The organism is Raoultibacter timonensis, assembly GCF_022845715.1.
Classification (GTDB): domain Bacteria; phylum Actinomycetota; class Coriobacteriia; order Coriobacteriales; family Eggerthellaceae; genus Raoultibacter; species Raoultibacter timonensis.
This window is the reverse complement of sequence record NZ_AP025564.1, coordinates 930,502-952,849: the sequence shown is the minus strand read 5'-3', so window position 1 is coordinate 952,849 and position 22,348 is coordinate 930,502. Positions and strand designations below refer to the sequence as shown.

Annotated in this window: 20 protein-coding genes; 1 reads left to right on the top strand and 19 read right to left on the bottom strand. The window is 60.8% G+C overall.

What is annotated here, in order from left to right:
• Window positions 1–20 precede the first annotated feature (20 nt).
• The 9 genes from MWL89_RS03735 to MWL89_RS03700 all read right to left on the bottom strand — a co-directional run bounded on the left by MWL89_RS03735 (window position 21) and on the right by MWL89_RS03700 (window position 8,008).
• Window positions 21–797, bottom strand: a complete 777-nt coding sequence (locus MWL89_RS03735; protein ID WP_102378942.1) for an amino acid ABC transporter ATP-binding protein — start codon at window positions 795–797, stop codon at window positions 21–23.
• Between the two features lie 25 nt (window positions 798–822).
• Entirely contained in the window at window positions 823–1,476 is a 654-nt protein-coding gene (locus MWL89_RS03730; RefSeq protein ID WP_102378943.1) for an amino acid ABC transporter permease, read from the bottom strand.
• A 130-nt stretch (window positions 1,477–1,606) separates the two neighbouring features.
• Window positions 1,607–2,452, bottom strand: coding sequence for a transporter substrate-binding domain-containing protein (locus tag MWL89_RS03725; RefSeq protein ID WP_244411806.1), 846 nt, complete (start codon window positions 2,450–2,452; stop codon window positions 1,607–1,609).
• 250 nt (window positions 2,453–2,702) lie between these two features.
• The gene (locus MWL89_RS16295; RefSeq protein WP_279611955.1) at window positions 2,703–2,825 is read right to left on the bottom strand and encodes a hypothetical protein; all 123 of its coding nucleotides are present in this window, start codon (window positions 2,823–2,825) and stop codon (window positions 2,703–2,705) included.
• Window positions 2,826–3,128: 303 nt separating this feature from the next.
• Window positions 3,129–3,911 (bottom strand): hypothetical protein, encoded by a 783-nt coding sequence (locus MWL89_RS03720; RefSeq protein WP_244411805.1) that lies wholly within the window; start codon window positions 3,909–3,911, stop codon window positions 3,129–3,131.
• A 1-nt stretch (window position 3,912) separates the two neighbouring features.
• On the bottom strand, window positions 3,913–5,565 hold the full coding sequence (locus MWL89_RS03715) for an FAD-binding protein (protein ID WP_244411804.1): 1,653 nt from the start codon (window positions 5,563–5,565) through the stop codon (window positions 3,913–3,915).
• Window positions 5,566–5,589: 24 nt separating this feature from the next.
• Window positions 5,590–6,102: an FAD-dependent oxidoreductase gene (locus MWL89_RS03710; RefSeq protein WP_244411803.1), complete on the bottom strand. Its 513-nt coding sequence runs from the start codon at window positions 6,100–6,102 to the stop codon at window positions 5,590–5,592.
• A 208-nt stretch (window positions 6,103–6,310) separates the two neighbouring features.
• The gene (gene nrfD / locus MWL89_RS03705; protein WP_244411802.1) at window positions 6,311–7,291 is read right to left on the bottom strand and encodes an NrfD/PsrC family molybdoenzyme membrane anchor subunit; all 981 of its coding nucleotides are present in this window, start codon (window positions 7,289–7,291) and stop codon (window positions 6,311–6,313) included.
• A 63-nt stretch (window positions 7,292–7,354) separates the two neighbouring features.
• A complete protein-coding gene (locus MWL89_RS03700) occupies window positions 7,355–8,008 on the bottom strand; it encodes a 4Fe-4S dicluster domain-containing protein (RefSeq protein WP_102378949.1) in 654 nt (217 codons plus the stop codon).
• A 333-nt stretch (window positions 8,009–8,341) separates the two neighbouring features.
• Here MWL89_RS03700 and MWL89_RS03695 point away from each other — a divergent pair, with 333 nt between their 5' ends.
• Complete coding sequence (locus MWL89_RS03695) at window positions 8,342–8,623, top strand: Ig-like domain-containing protein (RefSeq protein WP_244411801.1); 282 nt, start codon at window positions 8,342–8,344, stop codon at window positions 8,621–8,623.
• Between the two features lie 117 nt (window positions 8,624–8,740).
• On the opposite strand, the gene MWL89_RS03690 is transcribed toward MWL89_RS03695, so the two are convergent.
• The 10 genes from MWL89_RS03690 to ade all read right to left on the bottom strand — a co-directional run bounded on the left by MWL89_RS03690 (window position 8,741) and on the right by ade (window position 22,235).
• A complete protein-coding gene (locus MWL89_RS03690; protein WP_102379606.1) occupies window positions 8,741–9,535 on the bottom strand; it encodes a molybdopterin-dependent oxidoreductase in 795 nt (264 codons plus the stop codon).
• 14 nt (window positions 9,536–9,549) lie between these two features.
• On the bottom strand, window positions 9,550–11,154 hold the full coding sequence (locus MWL89_RS03685; protein ID WP_244411800.1) for a molybdopterin-dependent oxidoreductase: 1,605 nt from the start codon (window positions 11,152–11,154) through the stop codon (window positions 9,550–9,552).
• 450 nt (window positions 11,155–11,604) lie between these two features.
• On the bottom strand, window positions 11,605–12,462 hold the full coding sequence (locus tag MWL89_RS03680) for a slipin family protein (protein ID WP_425226284.1): 858 nt from the start codon (window positions 12,460–12,462) through the stop codon (window positions 11,605–11,607).
• Between the two features lie 76 nt (window positions 12,463–12,538).
• A complete protein-coding gene (locus tag MWL89_RS03675; RefSeq protein ID WP_102379607.1) occupies window positions 12,539–12,925 on the bottom strand; it encodes a GntR family transcriptional regulator in 387 nt (128 codons plus the stop codon).
• Window positions 12,926–13,625: 700 nt separating this feature from the next.
• Window positions 13,626–15,179 carry a hydantoinase/oxoprolinase family protein gene (locus MWL89_RS03670; protein ID WP_244411798.1) on the bottom strand — a complete coding sequence of 518 codons (1,554 nt, stop codon included), beginning with the start codon at window positions 15,177–15,179 and terminating at the stop codon, window positions 13,626–13,628.
• Window positions 15,172–16,278, bottom strand: a complete 1,107-nt coding sequence (locus MWL89_RS03665; protein ID WP_102378953.1) for a DUF917 domain-containing protein — start codon at window positions 16,276–16,278, stop codon at window positions 15,172–15,174. Before MWL89_RS03665 ends, MWL89_RS03670 begins: the two co-directional genes overlap by 8 nt.
• A 64-nt stretch (window positions 16,279–16,342) precedes the next feature.
• Window positions 16,343–17,677: a cytosine permease gene (locus tag MWL89_RS03660; protein WP_244411797.1), complete on the bottom strand. Its 1,335-nt coding sequence runs from the start codon at window positions 17,675–17,677 to the stop codon at window positions 16,343–16,345.
• A gap of 13 nt (window positions 17,678–17,690) precedes the next feature.
• Window positions 17,691–18,842, bottom strand: coding sequence for a 4Fe-4S binding protein (locus MWL89_RS03655; RefSeq protein ID WP_244411796.1), 1,152 nt, complete (start codon window positions 18,840–18,842; stop codon window positions 17,691–17,693).
• A gap of 6 nt (window positions 18,843–18,848) precedes the next feature.
• The gene (gene mobB / locus MWL89_RS03650; protein ID WP_244411795.1) at window positions 18,849–20,183 is read right to left on the bottom strand and encodes a molybdopterin-guanine dinucleotide biosynthesis protein B; all 1,335 of its coding nucleotides are present in this window, start codon (window positions 20,181–20,183) and stop codon (window positions 18,849–18,851) included.
• 237 nt (window positions 20,184–20,420) lie between these two features.
• Entirely contained in the window at window positions 20,421–22,235 is a 1,815-nt protein-coding gene (gene ade / locus MWL89_RS03645; protein WP_244411794.1) for an adenine deaminase, read from the bottom strand.
• Window positions 22,236–22,348: the final 113 nt, after the last annotated feature.

The window sequence follows — 22,348 nt, the reverse complement described above, 5'->3', positions numbered from 1 at the left end:
CGCACCGATCGAGCCGCGCGCTACTCCTCGGTGCACCTCGACAAAAACGCCTTGGTACGCACATGCTTCGGATCGTTCACGAGGCTTCTCGCATCGCCCTCTTCAACGATCACGCCACCCTCCATGAAGATGATGCGGTCGGCCACGTCGCGGGCGAAGTTCATCTCGTGCGTCACGATGACCATCGTCATATGCTCGGCAGCCAAGTCGCGGATGACCTTCAAAACCTCCTGCGTGAGCTCGGGATCGAGCGCACTCGTCGGCTCGTCGAAGAACAGCACGTCGGGGTTGAGCGCAAGCGCCCGCGCGATGGCAACGCGCTGCTGCTGGCCGCCCGACAGCTCGCAGGGCACCATGGTTTCCTTGCCCGTAAGGCCCATTTTGGAGAGCAGCGTGCGCGCGTGCGCCTCGACCTCTTCCTTGGGGCGCTTCTGCACATGGATCGGCGCATCGACGATGTTCTTCAGCACCGTGTAGTGCGGGAACAGGTTGAAGTTCTGAAATACCAGGCCGAAGCGCGTCTTCGCTTCCTTCTGCACAGCCTTATCCGCGTACACGGCCCTGCCCGCCGCGTCGTTTTCGGCCACGACGAGACCCCCGTACGAAAGGTTTCCGCCATCGAGCGTTTCGAGAAGCGTCATGCAGCGCAGAAGGGTCGATTTGCCGCCGCCCGAGGGGCCGATCACGGCAACGACCTCGCCTTTGGCAACGGTGAGCGAAATGTCCTTCAACACCGGCGTGTCGCCGAAACTCTTACGTGCGCCCTCGATCGAAACAACGGATGCAGCTTGCGCCATGGTGGTTCTCCTCGCGTCCTTCGGGTTAATCGTGGTAGTAGTTGAGTTTCTTTTCTACACGGGTGAGTATCATCTCCAGGATGAAGTTGAACACCCAGTAGATCACACCGGCAACCAGATACGGGATCATGCTCACCTGCGAAGCGGCAAGCGCCTTTGCCTGCGAGAACATCTCGGCGATACCGAGCACGAACGCAAGCGAGGTGTCCTTGACGAGCGTGATGATCTCGTTTCCCATGGCCGGGAGAATGCGCTTGACCACCTGGGGCAGCACGATCTTCATGAACGTCTGGGCGCGCGAGTAGCCGAGAACCGATGCGGCCTCGTACTGACCACGCGGGATCGACTGGATGCCGCTGCGGTAGATTTCGGCGAAATACGCCGCATAGTTGATGATGAACCCGATCGAGCAGGCGATGTACTTCCAATCGGGACCCATCTGGAGCCCGAGCAGGTAATACGGGCCGAACATGAGCGCCATGAGCTGCAGCATGAGCGGCGTTCCGCGCATGATTGAGATGTAGATGCGCACGATCCAGGCGATCGGTTTGATCTTGCTCATGCGCCCGAGCGCCACTACCACGCCGAGGGGCAGCGCCCCGATGAGCGTGGTGAAGAATATCTGAGCCGTAAACAGCAAGCCCGACAGCAAGATCCCCATCATCGTACCAAAATCCACGGTGCAGCCTTTCTAAACGCAGCTACGGGCGAAGGTAAGCACCCTCGCCCGTTTCCGTATCGTAGGTGTGCTGCTCGGCCGATGGCGGGCAGCTCGCAAGCGCAACCGAAGCGGCGCAGGTTGCCAAATCCTATCTGAGAACCCAGTTGTCGTATGATACACCGTACTCGGCGTACTTGTCGCACAATTCCTTGATGGTGCCATCTTCGTACATGGCCTTGAGCGTTTCGGTGACCTTGTCGGCAAGCTCGGTTTCGCCCTTCTTGAAGCCGACGGCGTAATGCTCGGTCGACAGGGGGTCAAGTTGCACATACGCGTCGGGCTTGGCAGCCATCTGGTACGCAGCGATCGACAGGTCGCACGCTACCGCATCGACCATACCCGACTCAAGCTGCATGAAAGCGTTATTGTAATCGCCGATGGTCTGCAGCTCTTTGAGCGAGCCCTTGAGGGCTACCATATCCTCGTTTTCCTCGTCACTCAGCACATCGAGCGCTGCGGAATCGACCTGCGTGATGAGCGTCTTGTCCGCAAGGTCGTCGAGCGACTTGATATCGCTGTCGGCCTTCACAACCACCACCTGCTCGTTGAGCATGTACGGCTCGGAGAACAGATAGCCGTCTTCGCGGCCTTCCATGGTGAACCCGTTCCAGATGCAGTTGATGCCGCCGCTGTCGAGCAGCGCGTCTTTGGCTTCCCAATCGATGGGCTCGAGCTTGAGCTCCCAGCCGTTGCGCTCGCAGACTTCCTTCGCCATGTCGAGGTCGATGCCGGTGAAGTTGCCGTCGTCGCCTACGAAGCCGTAGGGCGGATAGCTCTGGTCGAATCCGACCGTCAGCGTGAACGCATCGGATCCCGCCGCGTCGCCGCCTTCGCTCTTCTGAGCGGAATCGCCCCCCGAGCAGCCTGCAAGCAGAACCGCAGACAGGCACAGCACGCATGCCGCGCTCAGAATGGCCAAAAGTTTCTTCTTCATGTCTAGCTTCCTCCGTGTAATCTCTCGCACCCGCGGTGATCGGTTCGCATTCCGCGCATCGCGCCGGAAGCGACGCACCCGAGGCGGGCGCTGCACCTTCCCTGGCGCTTTATCACTCTACTTCTTTACTGTGCTAAAGCATCACGAAGTATAGCACAGCAGCGCGCGAACGATGAGATGTCAACATCTCTAATCGGGAGGCGGTACGTCGCGGCCTCGAGCGCTGAGCCGCGGAACGGCACGCACGCTGCTAGATTGACGGCAGCGAAGCCGCGATGGTGGCGGGCGGAGCGCAACCAGGGCGAGCGGCGGCCTCATCCGAGAAGCACCCGCCCGCCGAGCGGGCCGCTGCGAACAGCAGAAATCCGCCCATCACGTTCAACCTTTATATCCATCAACGCGCCAAGGGGCAGCTTCGTGGCAGAAAAAGCAAGGTGTTCGTCACCGCTTGGGACTACTTCCGCAGCCGGTTTTCAAGCCGTCTCTCTGAACTGGGATGACGAGGGCCTTTTCGCTCCGCAATTACCGACCTCTTCGCATCGGAAGACTCGAGCGACGAATATCTTCACTTTTCTGCCGCAATCCAAGGGTTCCGCCGCCGACCCGAAATCGGCATGCCCCTTTTGGCACCCCTCAACGCCAGATCGCCGAACGAGCACCTTCCACGCACCCGGCCTCACAGGGAATGCATCCACGTAAAATCGATGGGCGCAACCTCGACGCGCCACATGCAGCAGAGCCGCCCGTCATCGGTATCGGGCGAAGACTCGATAAGTTCGACGCGGTGCTTTCCCGCATACGACCAAAAGCCTCCCACGTTGTACACCCTTTCAGCATCCCACCCGAGATGGATGAGCAACTGCCTCATCTGCCCCGCATAGCCCCCTGCGCCGCACATGAGGAAAATCGCTTTATCCTCGGGGAACAGTTCGCGAAGCAGCGATTCCGATTCTCGATACGCCGGCGATGCCGAAGCGACCGAGCCGTCTTCGGCCCATTCGACCGTCCATGCTGCCAGACCCTCGTAAGCCCCCGCCACCGGCAAAGGCGGCAGCGTGGCAACAAGGGGGAATGGCACGACTTTGAACCCCTCGACCGTGGCCGTCAGATCCGGGTCACCACCGATGGAGGCGTAGTCGGCCGGGTCGAACAACATGCGAACATCACGATATGCCACGTCGTCACGTTCCAGCCACTCATCGATGGTTTCGATGTTAATGCTCGAATCGACCCCGAAACCGCTTTCGGGGTCGGGGTTCGCCGGAGGCAAGTCCCTCGGTGCGCCCTGCGTCACATCGGGCGCGACGACACCCTGCCGCGCACCCGTGCTGTCATCGCCGCCCTCACGGCTGGCGGGCGAAGCGTCGGATGGCGCAGCACTGCAGCCAATTGCCGCAAGCCCGCTCGCAACAACGGCCCCTGCTGCTACTGCGCTCTTGACGAAGTTTCTCCTATCCATGCTACTCGCCTCCCGTCAACGCGTTTCGCACTGCTTCCTTCAACCCCATGCTCGTAACCGTAGCCCCCGCCACCGCGTCGACTTCGGCTGTACCCGCCTCGTCCATGCGCCGCACAAGCTCGCCGAGAGCCACCGCACCGATATCCGCATATTCGCTATGGCGAAGCACTTCGACCGAAGCGATGGATTCACCTTCTGAAGAAACCTTGACCCAGATGGGCCCACCAAGCCCCTCGCCTACGCCAACCGCCTCGCCGGAAGCGAGCTCGGAGGCATCGGGGGCCTCGTCGTACACCGAACCATCGCCCGACCCCGGACCAAAGGCACCGCCCGACGAAGCTCTATCCAGAGCGTCGCCTTTCGACGCGGCAGCCTCACTCCCGGCAATCTTACCGAAGACGATGCATTCCGAAAGGTTGCCGCCGCTTTGGGCATTGCGAGCCGTGATGCTGCCGAACTCTCCCGCTGCGTACAGATGGGGGATGGGATCGCCGTCGAGCCCGACAACCTCGGCCCTAGCAGTGCGTTCGGGTCCACCCTGCGTGTTCACAACAACAGGAAATACCTCCATGCCGTAGTACGGGCCGTCATCGAACCCTCGCATGCTTTCGGGCTTTCGCCCAAGGGGATCGGCGCCCGCCTGCGCGGCTTCGCCGAACGCATCGATGGTCGCCTTCAGAGCGGCTGCATCGAGTGAGAACGCCTCGGCAATGCCCCATAGCGTATCCGACTTCACCACCTTGCCCGATTCCACCTCCGGCGACAGATCGCTCGACCAGTTGGGAAACGGCCGCGGAACCTCCCCGGCCTCCATCGCAAGACGCTGGCTCTCATCGAACACGAAGTAGTTCTCGTCGGGACGAGCGGGCACCGCCCATGTTCCACCCACGAGGACGCGACCGTGCCGCTGCTCGAGGTCTTCTGCAATGTAGCGATTCGCGTCACCGCCCACCAGCACCACCGAGCCCCTCATGAAGAACTCGATGTTGTCGCCCATGCTGCGCATGCGATCCTGTTCGGGCGCAAGACCGACACCGCCGCTCTTCCATGCGTTTGTATGCCAGATTTTCGCACCGGCTGCCTGAACCATCCGCATACCGTCGCCTTCGTTGTACAGCGATCCCGCCGGCAACACCTTGGGCTTGTCTATCGTCTGCTGCGTCCACGAAGCACTGTTCTCATAGCCGCCCAGTGCCATCACCACGCCGTTTTTCGCGGCGATGTTCAGCTTCCTTCCGTCGCGCTCGATCTCGACGCCGACGATCGCGCCCGTCTCGGGGTTTTGAATAAGCGCCGTAACAGGAGACGAATACCAGCAGTCGATAGCTTCTTTGCGATCGACCACACCCCTCTTCAGAAAACGCCATAAAGCCCCATCGTTGATCGACGAGCCGATAAGATTCGTGCGAATGGAGGAAGCCCCGGGAAGCTCAGGATAGCTGGGAGCGAGCCGAGGAAGGTTGTTTCTCGCAGGCATGGCCGTCGGCGCAATTGCTGCCGCCTCAGGCGCTTTCATGGGAGGTGCATCCTCGGAAACACCATCGAGGCCGGTGCCGCATTTCTTGCAGTTTGTCGCATCGAGGCTGTTCGAAGCGCCGCAGTTGGGACATACGACCGTGCTTTCGGCATCGACGCTCGGCGGTCTGAAACACATGGGTCACCACTCCCTTTCCTCGCGCTATCGATTCGCCGCAAGCGCGTTGATGTCGGCATCGGTCACGTCGGTCACGTCGAGCAGCTCCGTCTGGTCAAGCCCCCACGAAACCAGAGTGCCTCGAACCTCGCACAGGCCTTCCGCATATGCGTCCAGCACGTCGTCAGGCACCGAATAACTTCCGGCAAGCGCGCGATGGTAGTCGAAGGCCTGCTGCTTGTCTTCGGCCGAAACGAACAACTGGGAGCTGTATCGGCTGTTGCCGCCCTCGCTTCCCTCAGGTGCCTTTTCTGCAACGAGCACGTGCGCACCCGCCTCGGCCGCCGAAATGGCGGCGGCCGCTCCAGCAGCGCCGAAACCCACCACGATCACATCGAATTCGCCATCCCAGGCAATATCTTCCAATGCGATCGATTCCGATTTCCTGCCGGATTGCGCAGACGCACAAGCGCCAAGCGTTCCCGCGCCTAAAACCCCCAGCCCCGCGAGAGCGCCGACCTTCAAAAACGCCCTTCGCGAAGCGATCGGCTGATCCATGGCTTCCTCCGTTCGTCGATTGCCCACCCGACCCCCAGCCCCCTTTCGGAAACGAGGGTGCTTTCGAAACCTTTCCCGCTGATGCCGACGATGGAGCCGTCGGCATCAGCGGGAAAAGCAACGGGACCCAAGCATACCGCGCTTCGGCCCCGTTCCAAAATCGCGTACCGGCAAGACCGCTTTCAGCCGTGTCGCCATTAGCAATATGCTAGTGGATCAGCGTAGCCACCGCATTTGCCACGACATCGGCATGCAGGCCGGCCATGAGGACCAAAAACCGCAACGCGCATCCGCCGAGCAAAGCGCCCGACGCCCCCACAACGGCAAGGCTGTCGGAGCTCTTCGAACGCGCCGCCAGCCCGACGATCGCCGCCACCAGAGGAAGCACGAGGCCGCATGCCACCACAAGGCCCCAGAAAAACGGAGCCAACGTACCCCACATGAGCAGATCGGCCGACAGGGCGCCCGTTGCGGCCACCGCCGCATTGTCAGAGCTTCCCGAAAGCATGGTGTTCAAGAACACGAACAGAACAACGAGCTCCACGAGAACAAGCACCACGACGAAGCGCTTGAGCAACCTGTGCGCCTTGCTCGCCTTGCGCGGGCCAACCTGTTTCCGCTCGACGGTAACTGCGATTATCTCAACGAGCGCAACGCCCGTATCAAGTGCAGACACGGCGAACAGGCACGGCAGCAGAAGAGTGTTCCACAAAGGCACGCCGGGAGCGGACATGAGCAGCACGCCGGTGTACACGGCCACCACAACGCCCAGCACGATTCCCAAAGCCGCGAGCACGTTGCGCGCCTGCGATCTCACCTTCGAAAACTTCTTCCACTTCTTCGTTGCCGCCACCACAAGTTTCCTGGTAGAAAGCAGCGCCATAAGCCCGAAGACGATAACCGCTGCGAAAACCGCCCACGCACCGAACGTCATCCACGAAGATCCGTTGCTGAAGCTCTGCCACAACAGCATGCCGCGCAACGGATTCGTCAACTCGGACAGCAGAAGCAGCAGACCGACGATCAAGCTGATAGTTGCCGCCCACGTCGCAAAGCATATCGTTTTCTCGTTGTTCTTCTTGTCGAAGAAGTACAGTACTGCAGCCGTTATGAAGGCACCGGCACCCATGCCTCCAAGGAACAAGTACAGGGCCGGCTGCCAACCCCAAACCGATTGCAATTCAGCCATCGACTACCTCCTTATTTGCTTTACCGAGCACATACCGTTTCATCCGAATCATCCCGTACGTGCCTATTGCAGCAAATACGAAGGCCCCGTCGGGGCTTCGATCTGCTTGGCCCTTCCACCCGATCCAGCCATAAGCTCTTCGAGCGTACCGTAATTCAGCGCGCGGAATTTGCATGCCCGTACGCAGTAGGGCTTTTCGCCAAGCTCGATACCGGCTGACAGGCAGCAATCGCATTTGTCCATCCCCTCAGCTGTGTAGTGAGGAACGCTGAAAGGGCATGCCTGGTAGCAGTATTTGCATCCGATGCAGCGGTCGTGGTCGACGCTCACAACGCCGCCTTCGCCTTTCGTGATGGCATGGGCGGGGCATACCGTTGCGCATGCAGGCTCCTCGCAATGCATGCAGCCCGTCGAAACGTATACCGTCTGACTCGATGCCGTCTTGTAAGGCGTCACCTCTCGACGAGCTTGAACGCCGTCGGGCGTAGCGTTTGCGCGACGGCACGCCTCCACGCACTCCTGGCAATTGACGCAGTTCGCAGTACGAACAAGAAACCCGTACTGCGCACCGTTGTACGCTGAGGCAGATTCCGCATCGCCTTGCGCGAAAGCCCTATCACGGGGAGCGGCCAATGCGCTTCCCGCCAACGCCGACACGCCAAGCACGGCAGCGCCTTGCAGCAGCACTCGCCGTGGGATACCCGTATCGTCTTGCATGTTTTCTCCAATCTCTAACCAACCGACTGCGTGAGATCGGGCTTTTTGAAAGCCCACACCCGCTCGACGGCTCCCTCAATGCGTTATCGGCCCCAAAGCCGCATCTGCCGGCCGCCGCGGAGCGCAGCTGGGAGGGAATCCAGCATGCGCCCGCACGACGAGGGACCCGAGAACGAAACCCGCATCCACCGTTCAATCGATGCCCAAACAAAACCTTCCGCTTTCGCTTGGGCATCGACCTCCCGCTTAAACCGCGTTCAACCCGCCTTGCCTTCGATGCGCAGTATATAATTGCTTGCATACGCACCGAGCAGTTCCATCGAAAGGAGCCCCATGATCGCCCCAGTCCAAGGTAGAGTCGGCCAACCCGTCACGTTCGAGGGCTATGCCGATGACTACGGCAACCACATCGTCGCTCTTGAGTTCTCTCTCGACGGCGGTAAAACCTGGGCCGTGCAAGACACGAGCAACTCAAACCCCGACCTCATGATCCATTGGACGTACACGTACACCCCCGAAGAGGAAGGAACCTATCAGCTCAAGGTTCGCTCGGTAACCGAAGACGGACGAAAAACCCCGCTCGCAGCCGTTGCCGAACTCTTCGTTGAAGCGTAACGTCCATCCTTTTTCAAGGTATCGAAACCTTTCACGGAACCTCCCGGTAAACCGGGCTTTCCGCCCGGGAGCTTCCTCCCGGGCGATTTCTCGGAATACCTCGCACCTGCAGGCGAACTATTCGGCAGAGGCAGAGAGCAGGCCAACATTGGGGCTGTTGGGATACTCCATATCCTCACCGGGGTTCGCGGGCACAACCTCTTCGTGCGTAATGCGGATCTCTACGATATCGCGCACGAAATAGTTTGCAGAGACGCCGGCCAACCACAGCTGGTTATTGCCGCCGACCGAGGCCGACAAGTCTTCGTCGTTGATCTCAAACGAGATAACCCCATGATGCCCCACCGCATAGGCAAGCGGCATGGCCACTTCCGTACCGTCGGAGGACACGAATGCAATGGTGTTGGCGTCGTTGTGAGCGCTCGCTCGCCCAGCCAGGTAATTGACCGGGATGCCCTTGACGTCTGCCGTGATGATGGCCTTGCCGTCCGAGGGATTGCCGCCGCACGAGCACGTCATCGTTTGCTGCACAGCCTGCTCTTGAGCCAGCTCGTCGATGGTTGCCGTAAAGGCGTTGTCCACATCGCCGGATACCGAGAGCTTCCATTGCAGCGGATTGTCGACCGCAAGATCGTTCGTCGCATTGCACAGGGCGCTCGTTGCCGCACGGAATACGTCGCGAATGACAGCATTCGGCGTGATGGTCGATTGATCCCATGCGAACTGCCCCGCTGCCGCATCTGCTGCCGCATAGGCGCTCGTGCCCTCAGAGGACTGCTCGACAGCAGCACTGCTGTTTTGGGCAGAATCAACCGTTTCGTCGGCAGTGGCGGCCAAAGCGGGCGCTGCGCCAGCCAGCAGCATGGAGGTTGCAGCCATCGCGCTGATGGCGACCTGTTTCTTGTTTGCCATGATGATCACCTCCGCTATTTCACGTTCAAAAGGAACTGGGTGTTGATGCCGTTTACGCGCTCTGCACCGTCAGGCTGGATGCTCGTCGTGCGAATGTCGAGCAGATAGGCGCCCTCGCTCGGCGGCGTGAACTTCATACGCCAATACGTCCAGTACTGAGGATCGTTGTTCGGGGTTTCGAGCGTGGTCCACGTCTGCCCGTGATCCCACGAGAACTCGACTTTTTGGATGGGTTCGTCGAATGCATCGGCGAAACCTTCGAGTTCGATCTCGGTTCCTGCAGCACCTTCGAGAACAACGCCGGAGGGGTAGTTCAGTACGGCGCTGTTGGGCTTGTCAGCTGGAGCACCGTCGAGGCCGGCATCCTCGAAACCGCCCAGGAAGTAGCCCGATGCGACGAGGTCCTCAGTCGTCTTGATGAAGTTAACGCCCGTGCACACCTTGAACACGCCGCCGGCAGCCGATCCGCCCGCCGTCCATACGGAGCACGGATACCCCTGCGTATTGGGAAGCGTTTCGCCGTTCACTTCGATGACCAGCAGCGAGTCGTTGTCAGTCATAGCAGTAAAGGGAATATTGTACGTCTTGCCGACGTTGGGATACGGATCCTCGGTCAAGAACTCAACGGCGTTTACATCGCCCTTCGGCTTGACGTAATCGATGATCGCCTGCATGGGCACGCCCGTCACTTCGCTTTGCATAATGATTGCGTTGCCCGCACCGTTGATGGTGCACTGCTGCTTCATGACCGCAGTTTCAGTGCCGAACTTCTCGACGAGCTCGGGGAGCGTCATCGAGATCGGATTTTCGACATCCCCGCCGATGCTGAACACCCAGTTGTTGTACAGCTCGGGGTCCATGAAGCTATCGTCGGTGCGCCAGTTGCTCGGATCGAAATCGCCGTACTCCTTGATGCTCTTGTAGAACATGTCGTCAACATCGGTCAACGTATCCTGATCGTAGGTGACGGTGAGGTCGGCGTCGCTGGCAGCGATATCGGTAATGCCCTTATACAGGTTGAACTTCTCGTAATCCCACCGCGTGAAATCGCCGTTCTCATCGACGTAGTGGCACGACTCGCAGGTGCCGCCCCTGTTTTCGAACAGCTCGTTGCCCATGTGGGTCGAATGCATGCTCGTGCGCAGAGGCTCTGCCCAAATATGGCAGGCAAAACACGTGGAAACCGTTTGCTCGGTGGGATACCCGGGGAAGATAGTCCCGTGGTAGGTATCCATCATCATCAGCGCATCTTCCAGCGCATGGCACGACGTGCATCCGCGGTTATCGGCGTTCAGATAGCTGATGTTCCACCCAGTCGGATCGTCCGGCACAGGCTGAACCGTAAAGCCGTTTCGATCAACGTAGCTCGACGGAGCGTTGAGCTCCGCGTTCTTGGCATCCAGTTCGGGGTCGATACCCGAGGGAAACTCCGCGACGTTGTCTTTGTATCTGCCTTCGGCCGTGTAGTTAACCGTAGCGGTTCCAGTGGTAGGCTCTTCGGAGCCTTCATTCACGGTAGCCGATTGGGCGCACCCCGCCATGGCAAACACAGCGATGGCTATCGCCACGGCAGAAAGCTGAACCTTCCGGTTCGCAATGAATCCTTTCATCCCTTCCATTTCTCTCCTTCCTCTATGCGTTCGTAATAGACAAAAAGATGAATTCTCGTCGCATCCTCCCCCTTATCCATCTTTTGGCTCTTTTGCGAGATGAGCCGGATAGCAGCTTCCGATACCCATCCCGCAGCCCACCGCGAGTACAGCCTGCTGGTGCGAAAGAGCCTAAACGCATGTTTTCCAGTAATCCGGATACGTTTTTGCCTGAAATTACAAGCCTCGTTTTTCCCGGTTCACTGATTTTCCATCGATATAATATCATATATCATACAAATACATGATACTTATCGTATAGATGTGTGATTCTTTTTTGAGAATAATAGATTGTCGGCCATTGCAAACAAAAGCGCCACGAGCCCTGTATCGGCTCGCGGCGCTCAGCTGATTGCCCAAGCAGGCTTTCGAATCCTGGGCGGTAAAGCGATCCCCGTAGAAAAACACTCTTTCGAAAGTTTATTTCCTCGTTATTTTCTCTAACCCCTCGAATGCATCGGACAAAGCACTGGGAATAACCACCAGCCCGCCTTTGTCCTTTACGCTCTCGGAAACGAAACTCATCGCGCGCAGCTGCAGAGCGGCGTCTTCCTCTTTGTACGTCCTCGCAGCATCAACGAACATCTCGGACACCTCCTTCTCCACTTCGGCGAGGATGATGCGGGCGTTGTATTCCCTCTCGGCGCGGGCCTCGGCCGATAGCGATTCCTGCAGCTCTTCAGGGATCTCGATATCCCTGATCTCCACCGATACGATGGTTATACCCCACTCGCTGGTCTTGCGTTCCAGGATATCGGCGATTTCCTTATCGATCTGCGTACGTCGAACGCCCATCTGCGCTATGCCGACGCCGCCCATCACGTCGCGCAGCGTCGTTTGCGCGATCCAGAACACAAGCCGCTCGTAGTTTCGCATTTCCGAGCAGGCCTTCCCTGCATCCCACACCATCCAGAACAGCACCGCATCAACGTCGACCGGAACCAAATCGGAAGTGAGTACATGCTCGGCCTTGAACGCGGTAGACCGCATACGCAGGTCAACCGTTGCAGCCGAGTATTCGACAAAGGGAATCATGAATATGAGGCCGGGGCCCGCAACACGATTGAATTTTCCGAATCGCAGTACCACCGTGCGCTCCCATTCGAGCACCACATGTGCGCAGCTGAATAAAACGATGCCCGCTACAACACCGAGAACGACAAGCGGCGGTGACGAAAAGTACCACGCGGCAGCCATGAACAGCGCAGCAACGCCTGCCGCAAGCAACCACCGCAGCAAGACAGCCCCGAACCGACTCGTCGCCGTGTCTTCGAACATGCTGTCCTCGTCAGTGATCTCGGGTTCCCCTTTGATATCGGGCTCGTCAGGTATGTTTTTGGCCATGATGCCTCCCTTAATCCGCCACGTGTTTCGAAAAACGCTCATCGACCCTCATCAGCACATCCTGCTTGGTCACGCCGGCATCTTCGGCAACCTTCACCAGCTGGTCGATCACGAGGTCGACCGGAGATTCAGGAAGCTGCAGCGCATTGCTGTTCACGTCGGCAACAAACGACCGCTTCCCCCTGCTCGAGCAGATGAGGCCATCTGCTTCGAGATCCTGATACACCTTGTGGATCGTATTGTAGTTAACCCCTAGCTGAGCAGCCAACTCGCGGACGGTCGGAAGGATATCCCCCGACTTGATCTGCTCCATCTTGATGAGAGACACCATATGGTTTCTGATCTGGACCCAAACGGGAACCCCAGATTTCTCATTGATTCGCAGCGTGTCAAACAAGCGGCCGACCTTACTCTCGATGTATCCTGCATCCGTATGATAGCATGACCGCACAGCGCGCTGCGAACCGATTGCCGGCGTTCGAAAAATACTCAGAGAACCCGTACCCTCTAAACCGGTCGGCAAACGCACGATGCGGTGGAATGATCCCGTGCGCGAAGCGAGTTTGTTCCCAGACTGACCCTCGCATGTATTGATAATGCGATTTTGCGCGAAAACGCCCCTCGGATGGCGGCCAGTCGGCGCTTTGCGAAAAGACAGACCCCCGTGCACACCGTACTTGGTTCCAAGTTACCTATTTGACCTGCGCTTTTGTTGGTTCAATCTATACGAGAGGTCTGAAAACCGGGTGAGAATCCGATTTTAATTACGCAAACCGCCCCTTGGCCGCCATCGTGAAGGTGTTTTTCAGCAAAATCGCATTATCAATAAAAGTGACTGGTTACCAACCTGGATTATCTGCTGTACATGTGAGCCAGCGGCTCACGCGAGACGAGAGGACGGCTGTCACACAGGGGCCCGAACGCAACAGCCAGCTGCCGGACTCAGCCACGGGCGGCCTGAACGCGACAGCCTGCGGCCGGCTGCGCCGCCGGCCGCAGGCAGAGACTCGCCGCGCGCATCCCGAGCGCAAAGCGGGCCCGGACATCGCTGCCCGGGCCCGCGCGTTCCCGCCTGCGCGACACAGCCGCGCACAAGCCTATTTGCCCAAATCGCCCGCAGCCTTCGCCTTCACGCGGTTGGTGTGGCCGGGGTAATATGCGAGCGGCACGTCTTCGATGTCGATGATCTCCACCGTCTCGCGCACGGCGCCTGCCGCAACCGCCGCTTCGACAGCGGCCTCGCGTGCGGCGGCAAGTGCCTCGTCACGCGGCACTTCGTCGTAATCGACGAGGGCTTCGTAGGTTCCGCTCACCTTCGAGATGGCCGAACCGATGGCGTTCGCGCAACCCGAATGCTCGGGCTTCACGACCTTCGCCGTACCGGCCAGGTCGGTCGGCAAGACGATTGATCCGCCGCCCACGAGCACGACGTCGATGCCGTCGTTCGACACCTTCATCACATCGATGCCCTCTTCCACAAGCTCGCGGATAGCCGCCATCGCACGCAGGGCCAGGTCTTCGGGAATGCCGGCGGCGAGCGAGGCATCCCCCACCTCGGCCATGCCGAGGCGCACGGCGATATCGGTCGCGGTCATCGTATCGCCGCCGAACACGAGCGCGCGCTCCGTGATGGCGTAGCCCACCGAATCGGGACCGACGCTCACCGTGCCGTCTTCGCGCTCGCGCACGATCGAGCCGCCGCCGAGGCCGATGGACACGACGTCGGGCATACGGAAGTTGGTGCGCACGCCGCCGATCGTCACCGCCACGCCGCTCTCGCGCGGGAACCCGTGCGCGAGCACGCCGAGATCGGTCGTCGTGCCGCCCACGTCGATGACGATCGCATCGTCCATGCGCGAAAGGTAACTCGCGCCGCGGATGGAGTTCGTAGGGCCGCAGGCGATCGTGAAGATCGGGTAGCGGCGCGCGTACTCCATGGTCATGAGCGTACCGTCGTTCTGCGACAGGTACACGTCGGCGCTTGTCACGCCCTTATCGGCCAGGCTTTCCGCAAATCCCTCGGTGAAGCGCTTGGCCACATCGTAGAGCGCGGCGTTCAGGATGGTCGCGTTCTCGCGCTCGATGAGGCCCATCGATCCGATCTCGCTCGAGATCGACACGTGCACCGCATCACCCAGCACCTCGGCTGCGATCGCGGCGGCACGCAGCTCGTCATCGTTGCGCACGGTCGAGAACACGCACGAGATGGCGACCGCTTCGACTTTGCCGTGCACGCTCTCGAAGAACGCGCGGCACGCCGCCTCGTCGAACTCGGCCAGGCGCTTGCCGTCGTACTCGAAGCCGCCTTCGATGATCGTTTCCGCAACGCTCACGGCGCGGATGTCGTCGGCCCAGTCGACCATGGGCGGAATGCCCACAGTGGCCGGCGCGCCGATGCGCAGCACCGCGATGGGAGCCAAGCCCTTGCGCTCCACGATGGCGTTCGTGCACTGCGTCGTGCCGAGCATGGCCTGCTTGATCTGCGTGCGGTCGACGCCGCTCGCTTCGAGCACGGCGTCCATGGCGCCCATGATGCCGCGGGTGATATCGGCGGACGTGGGATGCTTCACCGCTGCAACGATGGCGAGATCCTCGTCGATCAGAACGGCATCGGTGTTCGTGCCGCCCACATCGATTCCGAGTTTATACATGGCCGCCTCCTCTCTTCGCCGCGAGCTCTTCGATCGGGATGTAGTCGGCGTCGATGCCGAAGTAGCGCGGCCCCACCAGATCGAGTCCCGCTTGCGTACGCCACAGATGGAAGCACTCGAGGCCCACCACGAGCACGCGCTTGCCGTACTTGAGCGCATCGGTGGGAACGGGCCTAAACGTCTCGGTATCCACGAGACAGATGAGGTCGGGGGTGGTGGCGAGGATCTCGCCGTCCACGACCGCACAGAGGTTCTCGTTCTGGAACTCCACGTACGCCTCGCTGCCCTTGCAGTCGCCGATGCCGTCGAGCACCACTTTGCCGAAGTTGAACGATCCGCGCACCTCGCGCAGCACGTCGGAAATCTTGCCCTTGAACAGGCGGTGGCCGCCCACGAAATCGAGGAAGTACTCCTCGGGCGTCTTGTCGCCCGCGTTGTCCTTCGCCAGGCGGATGGCGCGCCCGATCTCCTCGGAGCGGGTTACGATGCCGTGCACGCCGTACTGCCTAAGCGTTTCGACGTCCATGCAGAACAGCGACGTCGTCAGCGTACCGCCGCATTGCGTCGTGATCGAACGGGCGATGTCCTCGGTCCACTTGTTCGTGATGGTGGAGAGTATCCCCGAATTGCCCTTCTCGTCGATCCAGGCCATCGGGGTAGCCGATGCGCCGCCGATCGTGAACGTGACCATCTGCAGCTCGGGAAACGCGCGGCCCATGCCGTCGACGTCGACCATCGGAATGCCGAGGCGCGCAGCCGCCGCGATCGGCAGCATCGAATTCACGCCGCCCGCCTCGATGGGCATCGTCGCATAGACCTCTTTGCCGTAGAAGCGCGTGATCATATCGAAGAGCTTCGCGAACTCGTTGGCGCCCACGCCTTTTTCGGCGAGGATCGACGGTGCGCCCATCGAAGCGGCGGGCATGATGAAGGACCCGTCGGGAACCTCGTCGATGCCGATCATCTTGACCGGGCCGCACTCCTTGACCGCCCCGATGGCGGTGAGCTTGCCGATATAGGGGTCGCCTCCGCCGCCCGCGCCGAGCAGCGCCGCACCTAAGGCGATATCCTCGATTTCCTGTACGCCCAACTCTCTCATATACTATCCTTTCACTTCGGAAACCCGCACGAAAACGCAGGCGTACCGACAATGCATTCCGAGCCTATCTTACCTCGGTGAGCCGCCGAACGGCCACGAACACGGCAATCGACACGAGTATCCCGTTCACGGGACCGATGAAGAACGGCACATCGAGAAACGAGAGCACCGGTATCATACCGAAGGTACCGCCGGTGACGAGCGCCGTGAGCGTACCCGCTGCGAACGCCGCGATACCGCACGCGCGAAAGCCCTTCCCGATGAAAAACTTGCTCGCATCGCCGCGGTTTGCGATCCAATAATCGGCGATCATCGCTCCGGCGAGCGCGGGTGCGCACGCCGAAAGCACGTTGAGGAATACCGTCAAGTGGTCGAGAATCCCCGCTGCAGCGAACGCAATGCCGATAACGCCCGCAACCGCCGTCGTCGATTTGCGGTTATCGGTATCGCGGCCGAGCATGACCGAGAAGCCGAGGCCTGCCGAATACACGTTGCTCGCATTGACCGTCCAGGTGGAGAGCACGAGCGCAATCAGCCCCACGGCAGGCAACCCGAACGATGCCATGATGACGGCGATGTTGGCCTCGCCGGTGGAGATCGACATGATCGCGCCCATCATGAGCACGACGATGCCCGCCGGCAGAAGGCCCGCAAGGCACGTGAGCACGGCGGTCTTCCGATCGCGTGCGTACCTGATGAAGTCGCCCGCCGTCGTGCCGAGCATCGCGATGAGCCCGATGGCGAAATTCACACCCGCCACCAAACTGATCGCCGCCTCGGGCGCGGGAACGTAGGAAAGCAGCGCAGCGATGCCGCCGCCGGACGCCACCGAGACGACCGTGCCGTACAGGCAGATGATCGCCAGAAGGGGTGCAGCCACGTATCCAAGGTAGCGCAGGCCGTTGAAGCCGTACACCGCCGTGACCACCATGACGGCGCCCCAGAACACGGTGGAGGCCCATACCGGTACATCGATGCCGGCAAGATCGTTCATCATGAGCGAAAACGAGGCACCGCACACCGCCGCCTGGATGCCGAACCACCCCAGGCACGCGATGCCGACGATGATCGCGACGAGGTAGCGTGCGCCCGCCTTGCCGAGCGCCGCGCCCGCGAACGCCGCCGTGGGAAGGCCGGTGTCGGCCGCCTCCATGACGACGAGGCACATGTAGCACATCACGAAACCGAAGCCGAACACGATGGCGAGCAGGCTGTCGGCGAGCGTGAGCCCGGCGCCGAGCGTCGCACCCACGAGCAGCGCCGATGCGCTGAACATGTTGCCGATGGGAACGGGCGCGATCGAGAGGAACCCCGTACGTTCGGCATCCTTTACCTGCAGCTGGGCAAGCGAGCCGTCGAGACCCTGTTCGGCCTCTATCCGATGGGTTGCGGCAGCCATGGATTTCGACCGCCTAGCGCCGTTTGAGGTTCGAGATGATGCCCGCCTTCTTCGGGGGCTCGGGCAGCTCGATCATCCGCGGCTCGAAATCGAAGAGCTCTTCGGTCAAAACGACGTCGGAGACGGTGATGCAGGATTTGAGGCAGATATCCTCGCACATGCGGCACTGCACGCAGTCCGCCGTGGAGAACTCGATGAAACGGGTCTTGCCGTCCTCGGCCTCGACCTCGCTCTTCTTCAGGGCGCCGGTCGGGCAGAACGTGGTGCACATGAAACACGACGTGCACTTCTCGGTGTCGATCCCGACATTGCCCCATAGCCTGGTTTCGATTTCGGGCACGATGGGCCTGCCGATGGAATCCATCGCATCGAGCACGTGCATGCGGCGCATCGCATTGAACTGCGGCAGCGATCCCTTGTCGGACATCTTGAGGCGATCGCGCAGCGACGGGGCCTTCTGCTGAAGCTCCTTTTTAAGCGCCGTGACGGCCGCCTTTTCGGCGGCGTCTTTCGCCACGTCTTTCGCTTGGGTGAAAAATCCGCGCCGCGAGACGCCGAACAGGCCCGTGGTCTCTTCGACGAGCAGCTCTTCGGGAAATTCGGACAGGCGCTCGACGCGCAGCGTTATGCCCTCGGCTTCGAGCAGCCCGTTGACCGAAGCGACCGTGGCGTCGATGCCGGGATCGCATGCGCGGTACTTGCAGGTTTTGCACGTGCCGTCGACGAGCACGAGGCGCGACACCCCGCATGAAGCGAGCTTCATGAGCACGCTTTCCTCCATACGGGCCAAGCACGGCACCTCGGCGAAACGATCGGGGTCGGCCTTACGCCTCGCAGCGGCGCGGGCGCAGGAGAACACGGCCATGCCGTCGGCGAGCACGCATGCCTGGGCGGTCGCCGTTGCCAGATCCTCGTCGAGCGGCCTCATGGGAATGAGCGCTTCGGTCGGGCACACCACGGTGCAGGCGCCGCACGAAACGCAGGCCCGCGCGTGGTAGGTCAGACGGTTGTTGCCCACCTCGAGCGCATCCGCCTGGCACGCCTCAACGCACTTGCGGCACTTCGCGTTGCGGTTGCGCACCACGACGCATCGCTCCTCGGCGGCGAACACCGCCTTGCTTTCGAGCGATTCGGCGATTTCTACGATATCGTTCAGATTGGGCATGAAACGTTATTCCTTATCTATGAGCGTCGCCTCGACGGCGGCAAGTTCTTCGGGGGTGTTGACGTTAACGAAGCAGCCTCCCATGGGTTCGGCTTCGAGAACTTTGGCTTGCGGCAGCTCCTGCACCTTCACATCGTCGAAGAACGACTGGGCGCGACGATCGCCACGCGAAAGCGCCTTGCGCACGGCGGGCAGGCATCCCATGCGGTTGTACATCGCATGGAACGGCTCGTAGCCGTGCTTGTTCGCGGGAACTACGACATCGGCTCCCGTCCGCTTCATCTCGAGCGCCTCGGCGACAACGAGCGCAGCCGACGCGAACACCATGTCGCACGCCACAATGGCCACGTAGGGGTTGCGCGCGGCCTGCAGCGCGGTGTAGAGGCCGGGCAGCGCGCCGCGGTAATCGGCGGCGTCGCAGACGAGCTGGATGCGCAGATCGGGAAACTCGCTATGGAGAAATACGAGGTTATCGGGCTCGTTCGTCGTGATGATCAGATCGTCGGCCACAGGACTCAAGCGCTCGACGAGGCGGCAGATGAGCGGGCGCCCCAGAAACGGCACCGTCGCCTTGCTGCGGCCCATGCGCCGGCTCTCTCCGCCGGCCTGGATGACCACGGTCAAGCGCGGGCGAACGTAAGAGTTCTCGATGAATTCGGCCAATCCCTCGATGTCGTCGAGCGCGAAGGCAGGTATACCGTAGATCTCCGCCGCCTCGACCGCCTCGGGAATATCGGTTGCAATCGCCTCGGTTCCCGCCATCGGAAGCTTGTTGGAAATGTCGTCGTAATCGGGAGCCTGCATCGGAAAATGCTCGGTAATCGGATTGTCGCCTTCGCCGTGCATGGGAATCTCGTCGCCGTCGTGCTCGTCGACCGGAACCATGCCGCGCGTCATCTGCGTAAAATCGGTGCCGAGCGGCCAACCGAGCTTCGCCCCCTCGCAGAACACCTGCGCAACGCGGGAATCGGCATCGTTGCCCGACCGCATGATCTCGATCGTGGGTAGGCCGCTTTTTCGATACCCCTCGACGATCACGACATCGTGGCCCGGCATCGTACGCAGGATCTCGTCGCACTCCATTTCGCCTTCGACGGTTTTGATGCGCGCCATCTGCCCCGGGGCGGCGATAACCGTCTCCGATGCGCCGGCGGCGCGATGTCGGTACGAATCTTTGCCCGGGTAATCGATATCGAACCCCACATGGCTGTGGTGCTTCACGCTACCCACGTCGTGCCCGCGCGCAACCAACTCCGCTATGAGCCTCTCGATGAGAGTCGTTTTTCCAGAATTGTGACGCCCGACGATGGAAACCGCAGGGCTCGGTACCTGAACAGCCATGAGCAAACCTTCCTTTTCGCAGCATGCAAAAGTATAGCATTGCACGGCCGAAGGCGACCCCCGCGCACGAGCCCCCACGGCGTTTACTGCGGAAGCGGGACAACCGAAACCCACCCGAGCGACAGCAAACGCCCGGACGACGCAACGCGAACGCCACCGAGTTTATCGCTCGGTGGCGTTCGATGCGCGCAGCGTCAACGCCCTCGCGTGCACAGCATGCGGAATGCCGTCTCCCTTTTACTCTTCAACCAGCAGATCAACGAACTGGAACGTGTTGCAATCAACGAGGCCGCGATTGGTCAGACGCAGATCGGGCAGACACGCGAGCGGAATGAGCGCCATCGTCATGAACGGCGAGGGCATGCTGCAGCCGATTTCCGCCCAGGCTTCCTCGAGTTTGCCGACAAGCCTGCTCATCTCCTCCGCGGAAAGATCGTTCATAAGGCCCGCAATGGGCAGCGGCACATGCCCGAGAATCTCGCCATCGGCGACCACGACCATGCCGCCCTCCGACTCGATGAGGGTGTTGGCGGCTATCGCCATATCGTCGTCGTTTGTTCCCACCACAAGCAGGTTGTGCGCATCATGGGCGACGGTGGAAGCCATGGCGCCGCGCTTGATGCCGAAGCCCTGGGTAAGCCCGAAACCGAACGTGCCCGTTTCGTGATGGCGCTCGAACACGAACGTCTTGAGAATGTCGTTTTCTACATCGCTTCGAATCTCGCCGCCTTCGACCGCGATGTTTGCGCGACGCTCTTCATCGTCGACGCGGCCGCCCATAACGCCGATCACGCGTACCGTCACCTCGGTCGCATCGGGATCCAGCTCCCCCGGCGCGATGGCGAACGATGCCGGCGTGATCGGATCTTTGATATGCACCGAATGGACAGCCCACTCCGGATATGCGAACGGCTCGGGATCGAACAGCACCTTCCCGTTCTCGGCCACCACCTCGCCGTCGATCAGCACGCGCGTAACCTCGATGCTCTCGAGATCTTTGATAAACACGATGTCGGCGCACTTGCCGGGCGCAATGCTGCCCAAATCGTCGTTCATCTTGAAGCAGGTCGCGCAATTGATGGTGCACATCTGGATAGCGGTGACGGCGTCGATGCCCTCCTCCATCGCACGCCTGATGAGGTAGTCGAGATGCCCCTTCTCGACGAGCGTATGGGGATGGTTGTCGTCGGACACGAGCACGGCGAAGCGGCTGTCGACCTTGCCGTCGGCGATCACGGGCGCAAGCGCCGCCAGGTCGTGCCAAGCACTCCCCTCGCGCATCATCGCGTACATGCCGTGGCGCATCTTTTCGAGTGCATCGACGGCACGCGTGGATTCATGGCAGCAGCAGATGCCCGAAGCGATGTAGGCGTTCAGGCCGCGATCGGTTTCGGGAAGCGAATAATGCCCGGTCACCGCATAGCCGCGCTTGAGCGTTTCGGCCACTTCGCCGTGCGCGTGATCGGAGCCGGAGAGGATGCCCGGGAAGTTCATCATCTCGCCAAGGCCGACAACGCTGTCCCACGTCATGGTTTCGGCGATGTCGTCGGGGCCGATCGCCGAACCGGTGTCCTCGAACCCGGGGACGGCGGGCACGCACGAAGGCGTGGTTATCATCGTTTTGAGGGGAACGCGGCGCGCATCCTCGTCCATGATCTTCACGCCGTCGAGGCCGAGTACGTTGCAGATCTCGTGCGGATCCATGTAAATGCCGGTCGTACCGTGAGCCACGGTGGCCCGCGCGTACTCGGTCACGCCGAGCATCGAGGACTCCACGTGGATGTGGCCGTCGAGGAAGCCGGGGGCGATGTAAGCGCCGCCGGCTTCGATTACCGTCGTCTCGTCGCCGATGCAGTGATCGGCACTCGCCCCCACGTACGCGATGCGCCCCCGGGCGATGGCCACATCGATGCCTTCTTGGATTTCGGCTGTGCATACGTTGACGAGCTTGGCACCCTTGATAACCGTATCCGCAGGCTGCAACCCCTGCGCAACCGCAACAAGCGTCGGCGTGACTTCCCACAGTTGATGTTTGCAGAACCGATTGATCATGGCAGCCTCTTTCGCTCAAAGCCTTTCGGAATTCGATACCCCGAACGCTACGCGAGCAAAGCGGATTCGTCAATGAGAAGGGGCGAGCGCCCATCTTCTCGACAAAATGCAAA